This is a genomic window from Pseudomonas sp. S2_C03, assembly GCF_054668405.1.
Genome location: NZ_CP162766.1, coordinates 5,849,620 through 5,869,113 on the forward strand (window position 1 = coordinate 5,849,620; position 19,494 = coordinate 5,869,113).

Genomic DNA, 19,494 nt, shown 5'->3' on the forward strand with positions numbered 1-19,494 from the left:
GGGTGTGGGGATGGACGTGAGCAAGACCAAGAGCAGCTTCTATCGCCGTCTGTATGTGGCGTATCTGATCGACAGCGGTTTGGCCAGCAGTGTGCCGGCCCTGACCGACGTGACTGGCATGCCCCGGCGCACGGCCCAGGACACCATCGCCGCGTTGGCGGACCTGGACATTGTGTGCGAGTTCGAGCAGGAAGAGGGCGCGCGTAACCACGCCGGACGCTACCGTATTCGCGATTGGGGGGCGATTGATCGGGGGTGGATCGAGCGCAATCTGCGGCAGATCAAGGCGGTGTTGGAATACCCGTGATGGTTGTGGGGCCTGGTCTGGCCCCATCGCGGGCAAGCCCGCTCCCACAGGGGCGACGTGTACTTTGTGGGAGCCTGCTCGCGAGATGTTACTCAGGACCGCCGCATGCCTATGTGTGGAATCCCGTCCTCCAGGTACTGCTCGCCCGCCACCTCAAACCCGTAGCGCCCGTAATACCCCTGCAAATGCGCCTGGGCCGACAGGTAGATCGGCATATCCGGCCAGTGCTTTTGTGCCTGTTTCAAGGCCTGGGCGATCAGCTCATGACCCAGCCCCTGGCCGCGATAATCAGGCGCCGTGATCACCCGCCCGATGACCACATCGCCGCCCTGTAGTTGCGGGTCGAGCAAGCGCAGGTAGGCCGCCAGCCGATCTGTGTCCCAAGCCATCAGGTGGAAGGTGTCCCCTTCCAGGTCCTGGCCGTCGATGTCCTGATACAGGCATTTCTGTTCCACCACGAACACGTCAGCGCGCAATTGCAAAATGGCGTACAGCTGCTCCTTGCCCAGATCGCTGTGATGTTTGCAGACCCAATCGATTGTCATCTTTGCGTTTTCCTTCACTCAGTGCTTGCGATACTAAGCGTCTGGAAGAGGGATGTCTGTATGGCGGAGAAATCTGTGACAAAGTCCAAAATGCCATCATTCATTTCGCGCGCAGTTGTCTTCTTTGTGTAATCTGGGATTGAAGCTGTGCAGCGATTTCGATGAGCTAAGGTTAGTACCTGGTGTGCCGGTAAGGGACCGTCGAGTTTTGGTTGAAAACACGTGGGCAACCTGCCCGCTAAGGATTTTCGAGCATGCCGCGATTGAATCGAGCGTGGGCCTTGATGGCTTGGTTGTTGCTGACCCAAAACGCGGCCGCTGAGAAGCTGCGACTGGTCGCCGACACCTGGCCACCCTTTACCGACGCTACGCTGGTCAACGGCGGACTGGCCACCGATATAGTCGCCACCGCGCTGGCCCGCGCCGGCTTCGCCAGCGAGTTTGAGCAGGTGCCCTGGGCGCGTGCGCTGATGGGGATTGGAGAGGGGCGCTACGACGTGCTGGTGAATGCCTGGTACGCCGAGGAACGCACCAAGCTGGGGCAGTTCTCCGCCGAATACCTGATCAATCGCGTGCGCTTCCTGAAGCGCAAGGATGCCCCGATCGAATTCGATAACCTTCAACAACTGCACATGTACCCGATTGCCGTGGTGCGCGGTTATGCCTATTCGCCGGCGTTCGAGAACGATCCGTCGCTGCAAAAAGTCCCTGTGCACAGCTTTGCCATGGCGGTGCGCATGGTCGCCGCCGACCGGGTCAAGCTGACTCTGGAGGACGAATACGTTGCGCGTTACTACCTGGCTCGCGAATCAGCCAAGGTGCGCAACGCCGTGGAATTCCTGCCCAAGCCCCTGAGCGAAAACAGCCTGCACATTCTGGTCAGCCTGAAAAACCCCCAGCATGAGCAGATTGTTGCCGGGTTCGATCGCGCAATTGCCGGGATGAAGGCCGATGGCAGTTATGCGCGGTTGTTGAAGCAGCATGGGATGTAGGCATTAGCTTCAAGCTGCAAGCTGCAAGCTGCAAGTTTCGAGCTTCAAGTCATGGGGTTTCGCTGGTGTCTTTGATCAGGTGTGCTGCCAACGTGCGTAGCGGCCCCAGTTGTCGGCAGATCAGCGCCAGTTGGGTTTGTACCAGCCGCTGGCCTTCGTCGATCTCATCCGGCATCTGTTCCAGTTCGTTGGCCATGGCTTCTTCTTCATCGCTCTGAATCGCGATGGGCATTTTGCTGGTCAGTCCTTGTGCGATTTCATCGATGCTGCTCGCCAGTTTCACTCCTGCACCTTCGATCAGGTGCTCACGCACTTCCGCTGGCAATTGGGTTTCCCGGTGGGCGCCCAGCCCTGAGAGATAGCTGAGCAAGGTGTGCGACAACACCAGAAAGCGGAATCCTATATCGGCCTCCTTACGGAAATGCCCAGGCTCCATCAGCATGTTGGCCAGCGTCGTCGACAGCGCCGCATCGGCGTTGTGGGCGTTGCGTCGGGCCAGGCGATAGGCGAGGTCGTCGCTTTTGCCGGCGGCGTATTGCTGCATGATCTGGCGCAGGTAGATGCTGTTGCAGGTCAGCGTGTTGGCCAGCACCTTGTTCAGGCGTCGGCCCTGCCAGTCTGGCAGGAACAGGAACACCGCGAGGCCGGCGATCAGGCTGCCCAGCAGGGTATCGAACAGGCGAGGCAGGAAAAGTCCGTAGCCGTCGCCCACCTGATTGAAGCAGAACAGCACCATCAGGGTGATAGCGGCGGTGGCGAGGGTGTAATGGGTGGTGCGGCTGATAAAGAACACCACCCCGGCAACGATGGCGATGCACGACTGCACCAGCGGGTTGGGGAACAGGTCGAACAGCGCCCAGGCCACGGTCAGGCCGATGGCGGTGCCGATGATCCGCTGCCCGAGCTTGCGTCGCGTGGCACCGTAGTTCGGCTGGCAGACGAAGAGGGTGGTGAGGATGATCCAGTAACCCTGGGAAGGGTGTATCAAGTGCACCATGCCGTAGCCGATGCTCAAGGCCAGGGGCAACCGCAGGGCGTGGCGAAACAGCAGCGACGTGGGTGTCAATTGCGTGCGCAGGCGAACCCACACGTCCTTGAGGTTACGCGGCGAACGGTCGAGCAGGCTGCTGTCGCTGGCGTCGGCGAGGGCGTCGGGGTTGCTGGCGTCGCTGAGCAGGCGATCCATGGTGCCAAGGTTGGCGGCCAGCGCGCGCAAGGATCGCAGCAATCCACGCCAGGCCGGGTTGCTCTGGATGCGCAGGTGTTCGAGTGAAGCGTGCAGGTCGCCCAAGGCCTCGGCGAAACTGGCGTCGTAGATGAACGGCTGGCGCATCTGGATCGACTCGGCCAAGGCGCGGCAGGCCTTGCCTTGCTGGCGCAGCAGGCGCTGGCAGCGGAACAGCACGTCGCTGTGGAAAAATGCTTCGGCCAGGGCGTTATACGGATAGTGCGAGGAACTGGCGCGTTCGTGAATGTCCTGGGCGAGGAAATAGAGTTTCAGGTAACGGCTGACTTTCGAGCCTGGCCGGCCGTTGCCGACCCGGTGCAGGATGATTTCCTTGGCGGCGTTCAGCGCGGCGACCACCCGGCCATTTTGCTGGGCGAGTTCCAGCCGGCGCGCTTCCACGTCCATCCCCCGGACCGGTTCGAGCAGCGACGATTTGAGCTTGAGGTAAAAGCCCAGCTCCCGGAACAGACGCGCCAGGCTTTGCTGGACGGGCTGGTTGGAAAACAGCGCCTGCCACAACACCGAGAGCAGGCCATACCACGCCGCCCCCGCGACCAGCAGCATCGGTTCATGCCAGAAATCGGTGACCGCACCACCGCGCTGGTCCACGCCGATCATGGTGTAGACCGACAGAATCAACGTGCCGGAAGCGATCGCTCCGTAACGCTCGCCCAGCGCGCCCAGCATGGTCAGGCCGAAACCGGCGAGGGCCAGGGCAACGACAAAAATGATCGGGTAGGGGAACAGCAATTCGACCGACAGCGCGGCGATGGTGAAACACACCAGCGTCACCGCCAGCGAGTTGAGGCGGCCTTGCCAGCTATCATCGGTCTCGGCCAGGGCGCAGGCGATGATGCCGAGGAACAACGGAATCAGCAGGCCCATTTCATCCTGATACCAGCACAGCGCCATGCTGCCGGTCAGGGCGATGAATACCCGCACGCTGTAGCTGAATTTATCCAGCGCCCAGATACGACGCAGAGACTGACGAAGAGGGGTCGATGACATGAAGTGCGAAGGCCTTCCGAGGCAATGCCGCTAAATTGAGCCACTAATGACGTCGGCGCAATGGCGCCGATCACATGTGACAGCAAAATCTGTTCCTTATCCCTGCATCGCGTCACCCCCCACTGTAGGAGCGAGCATGTCGAGGCGTCGAACCGTCGCGATGGTCGTCAACGATAACGCTGGCTGTCTGACGCCCAGCGGTGTTCTTTTTCCATCGCGAGCATGCTCGCTCCTACAGGGGGGATGCGCTCAATCAGACGTACTGCGCAGCCGCATAGCCCGAGGCCCAGGCCCACTGGAAGTTGAAGCCACCCAGGTGCCCGGTGACATCCAGGACCTCGCCGATGAAATACAGGCCTGGGCTTTTAAGCGACTCCATGGTCTTGGACGACACCTCGTTGGTGTTCACGCCGCCCAGGGTCACCTCGGCCGTGCGATAGCCTTCGGTGCCCGCCGGCACGACTTTCCAGCTCGCCAGTTTCTGCGCAATGTCGGCCATTTCGGCGTGGGTGTACTGCTTCATCGGCTTGGATGCGAACCAGTTGTCCGCCAGCAGATTGGCCATCTTCTTGGTGAAAATCTCACCGAGCAGGGTCTTCAGCTCGCTGTTCGGGCGTTCGGCTTGCTGTTGTTGCAGCCAGCCCGGCACGTCGTGGTCAGGCAACAGATTGATTTCAACCGTGTCGCCTGGCTGCCAGAACGAGGAAATCTGCAGAATCGCCGGACCGCTGAGGCCGCGATGGGTGAACAGTATGTTTTCGCGAAAGCTCTGATCGTTGCAGCTCACCAGGCAATCCACCGAGGTCCCGGACAGCTCGCTGCACAACGCCTTGAGCTGGTCGGTGATGGTGAACGGCACCAGGCCGGCGCGGGTGGGGAGCAATTCGTGACCGAATTGTTTGGCCACCTGATAACCGAAACCCGTGGCGCCCAGGGTCGGAATCGACAGGCCGCCGGTGGCGATCACCAGTGATTGGCACGTCACCTGGCCGAGGGTGGTGTCCAGCAGGTAGCCGCGCTCCAGCTTCTCGATGCTCTGGATCGAAGTATCCAGGTGCAGGCTGACGCCGGCCTGGTCGCACTCGCTGAGCAGCATTTCGAGGATGTCGCTGGATTTGTTATCGCAGAACAACTGCCCGAGTTTTTTCTCGTGGTAGGGCACGCCATGCTTGGCAACCATCCCGATGAAGTCCCACTGGGTATAGCGGGCCAGGGCGGACTTGCAGAAATGTGCGTTCTGCGAGAGGAAATTGCCAGGTTCGGTGTACATGTTGGTGAAGTTGCAGCGGCCACCGCCCGACATCAGGATTTTCTTGCCGGCCTTGTTCGCATGGTCGAGCAACAGCACCTGACGCCCACGTCCGGCGGCGGTCAGTGCACACATCAACCCTGCGGCGCCTGCGCCAATGATCACGACTTCGGTAGAGCGCAAAACGGTGTCCTCTTCATTCACCACAAAACAACACGTACACACAAAACAAACTGTGGGAGCGGGCTTGCCCGCGATGAGGTCGGCACATCCCGCAAAGTAGCTGTCTGTCAGGCCGTCATCGCGGGCAAGCCCGCTCCCACAGGGAATGCGGTCAGGTCTTAAAGGATCCGCACCCGCAACGAACGGCCCTTGATCTTGCCGTCATTCAGGCGCTGCAAGGCCTGTTTGGCGACGCCGCGTTCCACCGCGACGTAGGCCTGGAAATCGAAGATCGCGATTTTGCCGACCTGTGCGCCGGGAATGCCGGCGTCACCGGTCAGTGCACCCAGGATGTCGCCCGGACGCACCTTGTCCTTGCGCCCGGCGGCGATGCACAAGGTGCTCATCTGTGGCAGCAGGGGGCCGCCGCCCTTGGCGGTCAGGTTGTCCACCTGGTCCCAGGTCAATGGCGACTTCTGCAGTGCTTCGATGGCCTGCGCGCGCTGTGCTTCGGCAGGTGCCACCAGACTGATAGCCAGCCCCTTCTCACCGGCACGGCCGGTACGGCCCACGCGGTGGATGTGGATTTCCGAATCGCGGGCCAGCTCGACGTTGATCACCATGTCCAACGAATCGATGTCCAGGCCGCGGGCAGCGACGTCAGTGGCCACCAGCACCGAGGTGCTTCGGTTGGCGAACATTGCCAGCACCTGGTCGCGGTCACGTTGTTCCAGGTCGCCATGCAGGCCGACCGCGGAGATGCCCTTGGCGGTCAGGTGGTCGACGGTTTCCTGTACCTGCTGCTTGGTGAAGCAGAACGCTACGCAGGATGCCGGGCGGAAGTAGCCAAGCACCTTGGTCACCGCGCTCATGCGCTCTTCTGGAGAAATCTCGTAGAAGCGCTGCTCGATCTGCGAGTCGTCATGGAACGCCTCGGCCTTGACCTGCTGCGGGTTGCGCATGAACTTCGCTGCCAGTTGCTTGATGCCGACCGGGTAGGTGGCGGAGAACAACAGGGTCTGGCGACGCTCCGGGGCTTGCATGATGATTTCTTCGATGGAGTCGTAGAAACCCATGTCGAGCATGCGATCGGCTTCGTCGAGGATCAGCGTGTTCAGGCCATGCAGCACCAGCGAACCCTTGCGCAGGTGCTGCTGGATGCGGCCCGGCGTGCCCACGATGATGTGCGCGCCGTGCTCCAGGGAGGCAATCTGCGGACCCAGGGACACGCCGCCGCACAGGGTCAGGACCTTGATGTTGTCTTCGGCGCGGGCCAGGCGACGGATTTCCTTGGCGACCTGGTCGGCCAGCTCGCGGGTCGGGCACAGGATCAGTGCCTGGCAACCGAAGTAGCGTGGGTTGATCGGGTTGAGCAGGCCGATGCCGAAGGCAGCGGTCTTGCCGCTGCCGGTCTTGGCCTGGGCGATCAGGTCCATCCCCTTGAGGATCACCGGCAAGCTCTGCGCCTGGATCGGCGTCATCTGGGCATAACCGAGGGATTCGAGGTTAGCCAGCATGGCGGCAGACAGCGGCAGAGTATTAAATTCGGTGGCAATGGTGGTCACGGGACGGGCCTGCAAAACAAAATGTCGCGCAGTGTACCAGTCCCGCCCACACTACCTGCAAATTCTGGACGAATAGCCTTTGGCCGCCATGCTCGCTCAGTGGTCGATATCGTGCTCGCGATTGACCACCCGGCGCCCGTCGTTGGGCGATAGCTGGGAAAAGATCGTCGCCGCGAGCATTGCCATGATGCCAACCGTGACGAATGTCAGTTGGAATGCGCCCAGCACCGTGTCCACACCGTCATTGCCGACTTGCGCTGTAAACCCGCCCAGCAATGCGCCCGCGCAGGCCACGCCCAGGCTCAGGGACAATTGCGCAACCACCGACAGCAGGCTGTTGCCGCTGCTGGCGCTGGCATCATCGAGGTCGATCAGGGTCACGGTGTTCATTGCAGTGAACTGCAACGAGTTGATCGCCCCCAACACCGCAAGCATGCCCAGCAGCAGCCAGTAGGGCGTCTGCTCGCTGACCAGGCCCATGCTCGCCAGCATCAGGCCCAGCGCCAGGGTGTTGCCGGTCAGAACGATGCGATAGCCCAGGCGCTCGATCATCGGCCGTGCGACCGACTTGGCGACCATCGCTGCGGCAGCCAGCGGCAGCATGCTCATCCCGGCCTGGGACGGCGAGTACCCGAGCGCCACTTGCAGCAGCAACGGCACCAGGAACGGTAGGGCCCCGCTGCCCAGGCGGGCAAACAGATTGCCGAGAATGCCGACGGCGAACGTTCGGGTCTTGAACAGCGACGGCGAGAACAAAGGATTATCAATGTGCCCGGCTCGCAGCCAGTAAGCCGCCAGGCACGCCATGCCGCCAAACAGCAGCAACATCACTCGCAAGTGCGGCAGGTGCAGCTCGCCCAAACCTTCCATGGCGATGGTGATCAGAATCATCGCCGCACCGAACAGCAGAAAACCGAGGCCGTCGAAGCGGGTACGTTCACTGCCGCGCAGGTCGGGGATGAATTTCCACACGGCGTAGCAACCGATGGCGCCGACCGGCAGGTTGATGAGGAAGATCCAGTGCCAGGTCAAGTACTCGACCATCCAGCCACCCATGGTCGGGCCGATCAAGGGGCCGAGCAGGCCCGGGATGGTGATGAAGCCCATGATCCGCACCAGTTCCGAGCGCGGGTAAGCGCGCAGTACCACCAGCCGCCCAACCGGCAGCATCAGTGCGCCTCCCAGGCCCTGGATCACCCGGGCGCCAATCAGCATGCTCAGACTGCTCGACAGGGCGCAGAGCAGTGAGCCGATGCTGAACAGCAGGATGGCGCCAAAGAAGATTTTCTTGGTGCCAAAGCGGTCGGCAATCCAGCCCGAAGCGGGGATCAGCAAGGCGACCGTGAGCATGTAGGCGATGATCACGCCCTGCATGCGCAAGGGGTCTTCCGCCAGGTCGCGGGCCATGGCCGGCAGGGCGGTGTTGAGAATGGTCCCGTCCAGGGACTGCATGAAGAATGCAATCGCCACCACCCACGGCAACCAGCGGGCAGTGACAGCATCGAGAGCGGGGCGGTTGGGCATGGGGCCTCTTTTGAATGGTCGGGTAACCAGAAACTGTGGGAGCGGGCAAGCCCGCTCCCACAGTTTCTGTGTTTACAAGGTCAAGGTCAGTTTGCTCACCAACGCCCCCGGCAACAACGCCGAATCCGTTGCCCGCTGACTATAGGTGCTCGCTGACAGCAGTAGTTCCCGCTCCTGGGTCAGCGCTTCCAGTTGTGAGCCGAGCAGACTGAAGGCGCTGTCATCGAAACGCATGGTGCTGACGGGCGCCTGGATCTTGCCATTCTCCACCCAGAATGTCGCAAAGCGGGTCATGCCGGTCATGCGGGCACCCGGTTGATCCGAGTAGTTGAGGTACCACAGGTTGCTGATGTACAGGCCCGTGCCCAGTTGTTTGAGAACGTCTGCGTCAGGCAGCGTTCCGGCGGCCATGTTCAAGGCACTCGGTGCTTCGTAGCCGCTGGCGCCGTTGGCTGTCAGGCCGTATTCGGCGGCGCTGCGTGAACTCACCAGTTGCGCGTCGGCCCGACCTTGGGTGATCAGTTTCAGATCGCTGCGCGGATAACCTTCGCCAGAGAATGCCGGGCTCAACGAACCGCTGACCCGCTCATCGATGGACACCAGCGGGCTGAACGACTGGTCGCCGGCATAGAGTTTCTGCAACGGGCTGCTTTTGCTGGCGATCGACTGCGCCGAGAAACCACCCCAGCTCAACAAACCCATGATTTCTTCCAGCGCGGCGGGCGCCAGGTAGGCGCGGTATTGTCCGGGTGCCAGGGTGCGCAGGGGCCGACCCAGCAGTTCGAGTTGCTCGCGCGCCTGGGAGAAACGTCGGGTGAAGCTGTCAGCGCTCCAGTCGTGCCCGGCATAGCTGGCTTTCACTGCCTGGCCATTTTCATGGAACAGGCTGAAGTCGAAGTTGAAGCTGTTCGCCTGATGCCAGCCGAACGCGCCCGCCGAACTGGCGAAGCCTCGGCTGATCGGGCCTGCCGCATAGAAACCCACCAGATCCAGGCCTACGGCGGCTCGGGTAATCAGGCCAACGACGTGTTCGGTGTCCGGTAGCGGATGCGCCTGCACGTTGTTGCTTTGCCAGCTGTTGTGATTGAGCAGCAAATAAGGGTCCTGCGGTAGCAACGGCAGGGTCTCGCGCAGTTGTTGAAGGCCCTCGGCCAAGCGCTGTTGATCCACCTGCGCCTCACCTGTCAGCGTGATATCGAGGTCGGCATGCCGGCCTTCGCTGATCAGCTTCAATCCGATGCTCGCCTGCTGCACCTGGCCGGCCTGGCGCACTTTTCCATGGTTGAAACGCACGAAGGCTGACGATTCGGCACCATAGCTGAGGGTGAATTGTTCAGGCTCACGAATCGCTTCGCGCAGGCCTTTGACCAGCGCCTTGAACGACTCTGCCTGACTGTTGGCTGGATTGGATAGCGGCATCAGGCTTCTCCCCCGAATACATCAATATGGCTGAACACACAGGCCGGCGACGCGTGGCCGACGCGGATGACCTGGTTGGGCTCGCCCTTGCCGCAGTTCGGAGTGCCCAATACCTGGAAGGTGTCTGCATCGCCAACGGCGCTCAGGCTCTTCCAGAACTGCGCGGAAACGCCCCGGTAATTCGGGTTTTTCACCACACCCTTGAGTTCGCCATTCTCGATCAATTGACCCCACTCGCAGCCGAACTGGAATTTGTTGCGCGCATCGTCAATTGACCACGAGCGATTGGTGGACATCAGGATGCCGTGCTCGATGTTGCCGATCAGTTGCGCCAGCGGCTGATCGCCGGGTTCGATGTTGAGGTTGGCCATGCGGTCGATGGGCGGACGGTTCCAGCTGCATGCGCGGCTGTTGGCGACGCCGTCCATGCCGGCGCGAAATTGCGACAGCGCTCCGCCCAGTGGTCGCAGGAGCAATCCTTGCTTGATCAAAAACTGCTTGGTCGCAGCAACGCCGTCGTCGTCATGACCGTAGCTGGCCAATTGCTCGGGAATGTCGGGGTCGAAGGTCACGTTGAGCAGCTTCGAGCCGTACTGCAGATGGCCGAAGTCCTGCGCCTTGACGAAGCTGGTGCCGGCGTAATTGCGCTCGTCGCCGAGGATGCGGTCCAGCTCGAGCGGGTGGCCAATGGACTCGTGGATCTGCAGCATCATCTGATCGGGCATCAGCAACAGGTCCCGAGGGCCCTGTGGAGTGTTTGGCGCCAACAACAATTGCAGCGCCTGGTCGGCGACTTTCGGGCCAGCACCGATCAAGCCGCATCGGTTGATCACGTCCGCGCCGCCCTGCTGACCGAAGTTCTCGCGCCCCAGGCTGCGGGTCTGGCTGTCATTGCCGTCGTAGGCGGTGACGTCCAGGCCCGGGTAGACGAAACGTTGGGCCTGGCGCAGTTCGGCGCCCGCGCTGCTCAAGTAGATCTGCTCGACGTGGGTGATGCCGATGCTCACCTGCCAGTTCACCAGTCGCTCGTCCTTGGGCACTGCGGCGGATTCGGCGCCCAGCAACTCGTAGCATTCGCTCAAGGAAGGGAAGGGCTGGTCGAGGTTTGGCGAAAAGTAATCGGCGCGGTCACTGGACACGCGCTGCTCGCGCAGGTCGAGCAAGGCATGGGGCTTGAGCTGGCGCGCTTGCTGTTCGGCTTTTTCCAGTGCGGCCTGCAGGCCGGTTTGCGACAAGTCGTTGGTGGCGGCGTAGGCTTCGACGCCGTTCACGCGCACGGTCAGCATCGCACCTTCGTCACGCCGCAGGCTCGGCGGTTCGGCGACGTTCTTGCGCACCGACAAGTACTGGCCGGACTCGCGTACATAACGCAATGAAAAGAAGTCAGCGCCCGTGCGCAAGGCAGCGAAGCGCTGCTTGAGCTGGGGGTGGAAATCGAACATGCCTGAACCTCCTGGCGATGGAGTGATGGTGGAGCGGCGTTGCGGGGGGAGGGTGAAACGGTCGCGTGGCGCTAGAGTAGGCCTGCCAGGGGGGAGGGATCAAGGTTGGTGCACTGCCAGAACGATCATGTTTGGTGCCTGTGAGGGCCTATTCGCGGGCAAGCCCGCACCCACAGTCTCTCGGCTGAATCACAAATTTGTGTTCCGACCGAAAACCTGTGGGAGCGGGCTTGCCCGCGATTGGGGCGACGCGGTCTTAAGCTGGCTGGCTGACTTCCCGCACCGCCTTGCCCTTCACTGGCGCATCGCCGGCCACATAGTAATCCGCCGTGCTGCGCGGCAATGGCTGGCGACCACGGATTTTGTCGGCAATTTTTTCGGCGATCATGATCGTCGGCGCGTTCAGGTTGCCCGTGGTGATGATGGGCATGATCGAGGCATCGATCACACGAAGGCCCTGCATGCCGTGTACACGACCCTGGCCATCGACCACTGCCATGTCGTCGGTGCCCATCTTGCACGAGCAGGACGGGTGGAACGCGGTTTCGGCGTGCTCGCGGATGAATTTATCGAGCTGCTCGTCGGTTTGCACTTCGATGCCCGGGCTGATCTCACGACCACGATACGCATCCAGTGCTGGCTGCTGCATGATTTCCCGAGTCAGACGGATGCCATCGCGAAATTCCTGCCAGTCCTGCTCGGTGGCCATGTAGTTGAACAGAATGCTCGGGTGCTGGCGCGGGTCCTTGGACTTGACCTGGATGCGCCCGCGACTCGGCGAACGCATCGAACCCATGTGCGCCTGGAAACCGTGTTCCTTCACACCGTTGCTGCCGTTGTAGTTAATCGCCACCGGAAGGAAGTGGTACTGGATGTTCGGCCACTCGAATTCCGGGCGGCTGCGGATAAAACCGCCGGCTTCGAACTGGTTGCTGGCGCCGATGCCGGTACCGTTGAACAGCCACTCGGCACCAATGGCCGGCTGGTTGTACCAGAGCAGCGAGGGGTACAGCGAGACCGGTTGGGTGCAGGCATATTGCAGGTACAGTTCGAGGTGATCCTGCAGGTTTTCACCGACACCCGGCAGGTCGTGGACCACTGGGATGTCCAGGCTTTGCAGCAGTTTGGCCGGGCCAACACCGGAGCGTTGCAACAGCTGCGGCGAGGCGATTGCACCGCTGCACACCAGCACTTCCTTGCGCGCGCGGGCTTCGACGCGCTCTTCGGCAGCACCCACCAGGTAGCGCACGCCGACGGCGCGCTTGCCTTCGAAAATGATCTTGTCGGTCAAGGCGTGGGTGACGATAGTCAGGGTCGAACGCTTCTTCGCCACGTCCAGGTAACCGCGGGCAGTGGAAGCGCGGCGGCCCTTCGGTGTCACGGTGCGGTCCATGGGGCCGAAACCTTCCTGCTGGAACCCGTTGAGGTCCTCCGTACGCGGGTAGCCGGCCTGCACGCCGGCTTCAACCATGGCGTGGAACAACGGATTGTTGCCAGCTTTGGGCGTGGTCACGCTGACCGGGCCATCGCCACCGTGGTAGTCATTGGGACCGATGTCACGGCTTTCCGCCTTGCGAAAATACGGCAGGCAATCGAGGTAGGACCAGTCGTCCAGGCCAGGCAGTTTGGCCCAGCCGTCGTAGTCCATGGCGTTGCCACGGATGTAGCACATGCCATTGATCAACGAAGAGCCACCCAGGCCCTTGCCGCGACCACACTCCATGCGGCGCCCGTCCATGTGCGGCTCAGGATCGGTTTCGTACGCCCAGTTGTAGCGGCGACCTTGCAACGGGAAGGCCAGGGCGGCCGGCATTTGTGTACGGAAATCGAGGCGGTAATCCGGGCCGCCTGCTTCGAGCAGCAGCACGGTAACGCCAGCGTCTTCGGTGAGGCGGGTGGCTAAGGTGTTGCCTGCCGATCCTGCGCCAACAATGATGTAGTCATATTCTTGAGTCATGGGGGCTCCTTGAGAGCTGCGAGCTCTAAGCTTCAAGCTGCAAGAAAAAGCAGCGAGCGGCGTATCGAAGAGATGCGGCAAGCCAAACTGCTTTTACTGGCAGCTTGAAGCTTGCCGCTCGGGGCTCATCAGAACACTGATGCGTAATCGCCCAGCTCGACCTGTACCGATTTGATACGCGTGAAGTTGTTCAGCGAGCTGATGCCGTTCTCCCGGCCCACACCCGACTGCTTGTAGCCACCGACCGGCATCTTGGCGTCGGATTCGCCCCAGGCGTTGATCCAGCAGATGCCCGCTTCCAGTTGATGGATGATGCGGTGGGCGCGGTTCAGGTCCTTGGTCACCACGCCGGCGGCCAGGCCGAAGTCGGTGTCGTTGGCGCGGCGGATCACTTCTTCTTCGGTGTCGTAGGTCAGGATCGCCATCACCGGGCCGAAGATTTCTTCACGCACGATCGTCATGTCATCCGTGCAGTCGGTGAACACGGTTGGCGCCACGAACGCGCCCTTGGCGAATTCGCCTTCGCTCAGACGGTGGCCACCGCAGAGCACGCGAGCGCCTTCTTCCTTGCCTTTGGCGATGTAACCCAACACGCTTTCCATGTGAGCGAAGCTGACCAGCGGGCCGAAGTTGGTGTTTTCGTCTTCCGGGTTGCCGATGCGAATGCGCGCCACACGCTCGGCGATTTTGGCTTCGAACGCGGCTTTGAGGTGGCTGGGCACGAACACGCGAGTGCCGTTGGTGCAGACCTGGCCGGAGCTGTAGAAGTTGGCCATCATCGCGGTGTCGGCGGCGCGATCCAGGTCGGCGTCATCGCAGATGATCAGCGGCGATTTGCCGCCCAGTTCCATGGTCACATCCTTGAGCGAAGAGCTGGAGGCGCTGGCCATGACTTTCTTGCCGGTGTCGGTGCCGCCGGTGAACGACACTTTTTCGATGCGCGGGTGCTCGGTCAGCCAGGTACCGACTTCACGACCGCTGCCAGTCAACACGTTGAACACACCGGCCGGAACGCCGGCTTCGGTGTAGATCTCGGCCAGTTTCAGGGTGGTCAGCGAGGTCACCTCGCTCGGCTTGAAGATCATCGCGTTGCCCGCGGCCAGGGCCGGTGCGGATTTCCACAGGGCGATCTGGATCGGGTAGTTCCACGCACCGATACCAGCCACGACGCCCAGTGGCTCGCGACGGGTGTAGACGAACGATGTGGTGCGCAGCGGGATTTGCTCGCCTTCGATGGCAGGCACCAGGCCCGCGTAGTATTCCAGCACGTCAGCGCCGGTCACGATGTCGACGTAGCGGGTCTCGGAGTAGGCCTTGCCGGTGTCCAGGGTTTCCAGCGCGGCCAGTTCGTCATTGCGCTCACGCAGGATTTCCACGGCGCGACGCAGGATGCGCGAACGCTCCATGGCGGTCATGGCGGCCCAGATTTTCTGGCCCTTTTCGGCGCTGACCACGGCGCGCTCGACGTCGTCCCTGGTGGCGCGTTGTACTTTTGCGAGGACTTCACCGTTAGCCGGGTTGATGGTTTCGAAGGTGGCATCGCTGCCAGCGTCACTGTAACCGCCATCGATGTAGAGTTTTTGCAGTTCGAAACGGGCCATAAAGTCCTCGCAAGTGCATCAGTGATTGGCTCGATCGGGGGTATTGAGCGTTCTAGGTGTGCTCTAACTCACCCGCTTGGCCAGTTGGAAATCCATGTATTCGTAAGCGATCCGGTGCGCCTGTTCGGTGTCGAAAGCATCTCCCGACAGCGCGCCGCGCAACCACAAACCGTCAATGAGTGCCGCCAGGCCCCGGGCTGCACTGCGCGCATCATCGAGCGGCAATTCGCGGCGGAACTGGCAGCACAGGTTGGAATACAGGCGGTGATCGTTGATCCGCTGCAACCTGTGCAAGGACGGGTGGTGCATGCTGGTGGCCCAGAAGGCCAGCCAGGTTTTCATTGCCGGGCCATTGACCTGGCTGGCGTCGAAGTTGCCTTCGATGATCACCTGCAGATGCGCCCGCGGGCTGTCATCTGTCAGCGCCTGACGACGTGCGGTGACGTTCTCGGCCAGGACCGTCATCAGGTACTGCGCGGTGGCAGCGATCAGGCCGTTCTTGTCCTGAAAGTAGTGACTGATGATGCCATTCGAGACACCGGCCAAACGGGCGATCAGCGCAATGCTGGCGTCCCCCATTCCGACCTGATCGACCGCCAGCAACGTGGCTTCGATCAATTGCTGGCGACGGATGGGTTGCATACCGACCTTGGGCATCTTGCGCATCTCCTTGGGCCTTTTCGGTAGACGTCAAACGACTACCGGCTTGCGGCCAGTCTATTTTGTTTTGATTGAACGTTCAATCAACAAAAAGTGAGCTCTACGACGAAACGTCGCTCCTTGCCGGCTTTTCCACTTTGCAGGTGGTGACAATCCGACATCCCCAAAAGCTCCAAACCTGCGTGCGCAAGCGCTTGCAGGGTTTTGGGCTTTTTCGGGATGTCTTTATAACACCCGCTGGTCGGGTATTTGTTCTTTCGCAGCACCGCGCCGCCTTCATCGCGAGCAAGCCCGCTCCCACAGTAGATTGGCGGTGGCCACAATATTTGGGAGCAACCACCAGAACTGTGGGAGCGGGCTTGCCCGCGGAGGGGACATGAGCCTCAAAGGTGAGTAACCGACGACCCCAAAATAAAAACGCCGCGATCTCTCGCGGCGCTTTCGTTTCTGTGGCCTCAGCCCAGGTTCTTGCCCAGCAGTGCGTGATACAGCTCACTGTCGCCCAGAATCCCCACCACCTTGTTGTTGTCGTGCAGCACCAGTTTGTTGCCGGTCTGGTAGCGGATTTGCAGCGCATCGCGCATGCCGATGTTCGAGTCCACCAGCGTAGGTCGGCGGCCCAACTCTTCCACGGCTTGCCCTGGCGCCCAGTTTTGCAGGTCCAGGCTTGAGCCATTCTGGCGGGCGCCCTTGATGGTGTTGCCTTCCGCCAGGTCCAGCCAGGAATCACCGCCCGGATCCAGGCATACCGAGCCGTTGATACGCTTGCAGTTGTCCAGGGTGCGCATCAGGCTGCGGCCGCACAACACGTTCAGCGGGTTGGTGTGGGCGACGAAGGTACGCACATAGTCGTCCGCCGGGTTCAGTACAATCTCTTCAGGCTTGCTGTACTGGATGATCCGTCCGTCTTTCATGATCGCGATTCGGCTGCCCAGCTTCAGCGCTTCGTCGAGGTCGTGACTCACGAACACGATGGTTTTGCTCAGCTTGCGTTGCAGCTCCAGCAGTTCATCCTGCAGGCCCTGCCGGATCAGCGGGTCGAGAGCGGAGAACGGTTCGTCCATCAGCAGGATGTCGGCGTCCATCGCCAGGGCGCGTGCCAGGCCCACACGCTGCTGCATGCCGCCGGACAGCTCATCGGGTTTCTTGTTGCGCCATTGGGTCAGGCCCACCAGTTCGAGTTTTTCATCGACCAGTTTCCTGCGGTCCTTCTCCGGGCGACCCTGCATTTCCAGGCCGAAGCTGATGTTCTCGCGCACTGTCAGCCAAGGCATCAGGGCGAATTTCTGGAACACCATCGCGATGCGCTTGGTGCGCATCATTTTAAGTTCCGCGGCGGAGCAGGAGGCAATGTCGATCTGCCGGCCTTCGTGCTCGACGAACAGCTTGCCCCGACTGACGGTGTTGAGGCCGTTGATGCAACGCAGCAGACTGGACTTGCCGGAACCGGACAAGCCCATCAACACGCAGATTTCGCCTTTCTCGATATCCAGGCTGGCCTTTTCAACGCCAACGATCTGCCCGGTTTTTTTCAGGATTTCGTTACGGGTCATGCCCTGATCCAGCAGCTTGAGTGCCTCGCGCGGATCCTTGGTGAAGATTACGTCGACGTCTTCGAAGCGAATTATGCTCATGCGTCACCCCCTACTTTGGCGTCGGGTTGTTTGCAGATACGGTCGAGCATGATCGCCAGCAGTACGATCGCCAGGCCCGCTTCGAAGCCCAGGGCGATATCAGCAGTGTTCAGTGCGTTGACCACCGGTTTGCCGAGTCCGTCGGCGCCCACCAGTGCCGCGATCACCACCATCGACAACGACAGCATGATGCACTGGGTGATGCCGGCCGCGATGCTCGGCATGGCGTGGGGCAGTTCGATCCTGGTCAGCAGTTGACGTCGCGAGCAGCCGAAGGCCTTGCCAGCGTCCATCAGTTCCTGTGGAACATCGCGGATACCCAGGTAAGTCAGGCGGATGGGAGCGGCAATCGCGAACACCACCGTCGAAATCAGGCCCGGGACCACACCCAGCCCGAAGAGGGTCAGGGTAGGAATGAGGTATACGAATGTCGGTACGGTCTGCATCAGATCCAGTACCGGTCGCATTAGAGTGTAGAACATCGGTTTGTGCGCGGCGACGATGCCCAGCGGCACGCCGATGAGTACGCAGACCAGGGTGGCGAACATCACCTGGGCGAGTGTTTCCATGGTTTCCTGCCAGTACCCCAGGTTGAGGATCAGCAGAAAGGAGGCAACGACGAAGGCGGTCAAGCCCCATTTGCGTTGGATGAAGTGCGCCAGTAGGGCGATAAGTCCGATCAAGACCAGCGGGTTGAACCAGGTGAGCGCGAACGTCACGCCGTGGATCATCGTTTCCAGTGACACGGCGATGGCGTCGAAGGTGTTGGCGCCGTGTTGCGTCAACCATTCAACGAAGCCTGCAATGTACTGGCCTAGAGGTATTTTCTGATCAATCAGCATGGTAGTGAACGTCCGCATGCAAGGAAATAAACAGCCTGGACGGCCGAGGCCGTCCGGCATAAGCGATGCCTCTTACATCAAGGCTGCGCAAGCTTGGCTTTCACGGCCTCCAGGCCAGGTTTACCGTCAGTGGTGGTCACGCCAGCGAGCCAGGTATCGAGCACCTGTGGGTTCTTTTTCAGCCACGCCTTGGCGGCCGCGTCAGGCTTCATCTTGTCGTCCAGGATGTTGCCCATGAGTTCGCTTTCCATGTCGACCGTGAACTCCAGGTTTTTCAGCAGTTGGCCCACGTTGCTGCATTCCTCGGCGTAACCCTTGCGGGTGTTGGTTGCCACGGTGGCGGCGCCGAAATCGGGGCCAAAGAAATCGTCACCACCGGTGAGGTACTGGATCTTGAAACGCTTGTTCATCGGGTGTGGCGCCCAGCCGAGGAAGACGACGGCGGTGTCGCGTTTCTGCGCGCGGTCGACCTGCGACAGCATCCCCGCTTCGCTGGATTCGACGACCTTGAAGCCGGCGTCCTTCAGGCCGAAGGCGTTCTTGTCGATCATGCTCTGGATCAGGCGGTTGCCGTCATTGCCCGGCTCGATACCGTAGATCTTGCCGTCCAGCTCTTTCTTGAATTTGGCGATGTCGGCGAAGTCATGCAGGCCCTTGTCGTACAGGGCTTGAGGCACGGCCAGGGTGTACTTGGCGCCCTTGAGGTTGGTGCGCACGGTTTCGACGGTGCCCGCGTCGCGATAGGCCTTGATGTCGTTTTCCATGGTCGGCATCCAGTTGCCGAGGAAAACGTCCATGTTCTTGCCATCGGCCAGGGACTTGTAGGTCACCGGGACGGAAATCATGGTGGTCTTGGTTTTATAGCCCAGTGCGTTGAGCACGACGCTGGTGGTGGCGGTTGTTGCGGTGATGTCGGTCCAGCCGACATCGGAGAAGTTCACGGTATTGCATTGTGCGGGTTCAGCGGCCTGTGCCAGAAGCGGCAGGCTAAGCATGGCGGCCAACAACAACGACGGGGAACCTTTCATGAATGGACTCCTTGGTGTTTTTTTTTGGCAGTGTTCCGACTGGGACCACCGCACTTATGGGTTGCGGTTGGGTGGCGTTCTTGAGACAGCTCTTACCGCAGCGCCTGCAATCGAGTCGATTAAGATCATGTACCAGTGAAAATCTGACGCCTACAGGGGGCGTCGTATCCAGTACAGGGATGGTCGCATCCAGTGTTGGTGACGTCGTTTACAGATTTTTTCAGGTCCTTTTGCCGCGCTGAGCTGCAAAAAACCGGCGAAACATGGCGTAAAACGCCAGCGGCGTTTGTGGACATGAGTGCGTCGGTTCGAGACGTCGCACGACACCGTA

Annotated in this window: 15 protein-coding genes; 2 read left to right on the forward strand and 13 right to left on the reverse strand. The window is 61.0% G+C overall.

The window, feature by feature from the left end:
* The first annotated feature begins 10 nt into the window (after positions 1-10).
* Entirely contained in the window at positions 11-307 is a 297-nt protein-coding gene (locus AB4N64_RS26950; protein WP_427581334.1) for a winged helix-turn-helix domain-containing protein, read from the forward strand.
* A 92-nt stretch (positions 308-399) separates the two neighbouring features.
* Here the strand turns inward: AB4N64_RS26950 and AB4N64_RS26955 are convergent, their stop codons facing one another.
* Positions 400-852, reverse strand: a complete 453-nt coding sequence (locus tag AB4N64_RS26955; protein WP_460120141.1) for a GNAT family N-acetyltransferase — start codon at positions 850-852, stop codon at positions 400-402.
* Positions 853-1,106: 254 nt separating this feature from the next.
* Here AB4N64_RS26955 and AB4N64_RS26960 point away from each other — a divergent pair, with 254 nt between their 5' ends.
* Positions 1,107-1,844: a substrate-binding periplasmic protein gene (locus tag AB4N64_RS26960; RefSeq protein ID WP_460120143.1), complete on the forward strand. Its 738-nt coding sequence runs from the start codon at positions 1,107-1,109 to the stop codon at positions 1,842-1,844.
* Positions 1,845-1,893: 49 nt separating this feature from the next.
* Here the strand turns inward: AB4N64_RS26960 and yccS are convergent, their stop codons facing one another.
* The 12 genes from yccS to AB4N64_RS27020 all read right to left on the reverse strand — a co-directional run bounded on the left by yccS (position 1,894) and on the right by AB4N64_RS27020 (position 19,163).
* Positions 1,894-4,080, reverse strand: a complete 2,187-nt coding sequence (gene yccS / locus AB4N64_RS26965) for a YccS family putative transporter (RefSeq protein WP_460120145.1) — start codon at positions 4,078-4,080, stop codon at positions 1,894-1,896.
* Between the two features lie 253 nt (positions 4,081-4,333).
* Entirely contained in the window at positions 4,334-5,512 is a 1,179-nt protein-coding gene (locus AB4N64_RS26970; RefSeq protein ID WP_460120147.1) for a BaiN/RdsA family NAD(P)/FAD-dependent oxidoreductase, read from the reverse strand.
* Positions 5,513-5,670: 158 nt separating this feature from the next.
* The gene (gene dbpA / locus AB4N64_RS26975; RefSeq protein ID WP_460126874.1) at positions 5,671-7,008 is read right to left on the reverse strand and encodes an ATP-dependent RNA helicase DbpA; all 1,338 of its coding nucleotides are present in this window, start codon (positions 7,006-7,008) and stop codon (positions 5,671-5,673) included.
* A 144-nt stretch (positions 7,009-7,152) separates the two neighbouring features.
* Positions 7,153-8,580, reverse strand: a complete 1,428-nt coding sequence (gene mdtD, locus AB4N64_RS26980; RefSeq protein ID WP_460120148.1) for a multidrug transporter subunit MdtD — start codon at positions 8,578-8,580, stop codon at positions 7,153-7,155.
* Positions 8,581-8,652: 72 nt separating this feature from the next.
* Positions 8,653-9,999, reverse strand: coding sequence for a TldD/PmbA family protein (locus tag AB4N64_RS26985; protein ID WP_460120150.1), 1,347 nt, complete (start codon positions 9,997-9,999; stop codon positions 8,653-8,655).
* Positions 9,999-11,441, reverse strand: a complete 1,443-nt coding sequence (locus AB4N64_RS26990) for a TldD/PmbA family protein (protein ID WP_460120152.1) — start codon at positions 11,439-11,441, stop codon at positions 9,999-10,001. The genes AB4N64_RS26985 and AB4N64_RS26990 overlap by 1 nt, the downstream gene beginning before the upstream one ends.
* A gap of 256 nt (positions 11,442-11,697) precedes the next feature.
* Positions 11,698-13,398 carry a choline dehydrogenase gene (gene betA / locus AB4N64_RS26995; RefSeq protein WP_460120154.1) on the reverse strand — a complete coding sequence of 567 codons (1,701 nt, stop codon included), beginning with the start codon at positions 13,396-13,398 and terminating at the stop codon, positions 11,698-11,700.
* A gap of 128 nt (positions 13,399-13,526) precedes the next feature.
* Positions 13,527-14,999, reverse strand: a complete 1,473-nt coding sequence (betB, locus tag AB4N64_RS27000) for a betaine-aldehyde dehydrogenase (protein WP_460120156.1) — start codon at positions 14,997-14,999, stop codon at positions 13,527-13,529.
* 63 nt (positions 15,000-15,062) lie between these two features.
* On the reverse strand, positions 15,063-15,656 hold the full coding sequence (gene betI / locus AB4N64_RS27005; RefSeq protein WP_368555772.1) for a transcriptional regulator BetI: 594 nt from the start codon (positions 15,654-15,656) through the stop codon (positions 15,063-15,065).
* A gap of 458 nt (positions 15,657-16,114) precedes the next feature.
* A complete protein-coding gene (gene choV, locus AB4N64_RS27010; RefSeq protein WP_460120158.1) occupies positions 16,115-17,293 on the reverse strand; it encodes a choline ABC transporter ATP-binding protein in 1,179 nt (392 codons plus the stop codon).
* Positions 17,290-18,135, reverse strand: a complete 846-nt coding sequence (gene choW / locus AB4N64_RS27015; RefSeq protein WP_192306691.1) for a choline ABC transporter permease subunit — start codon at positions 18,133-18,135, stop codon at positions 17,290-17,292. The genes choV and choW overlap by 4 nt, the downstream gene beginning before the upstream one ends.
* A 77-nt stretch (positions 18,136-18,212) precedes the next feature.
* Entirely contained in the window at positions 18,213-19,163 is a 951-nt protein-coding gene (locus AB4N64_RS27020) for a choline ABC transporter substrate-binding protein (RefSeq protein WP_460120160.1), read from the reverse strand.
* Positions 19,164-19,494 lie beyond the last annotated feature (331 nt).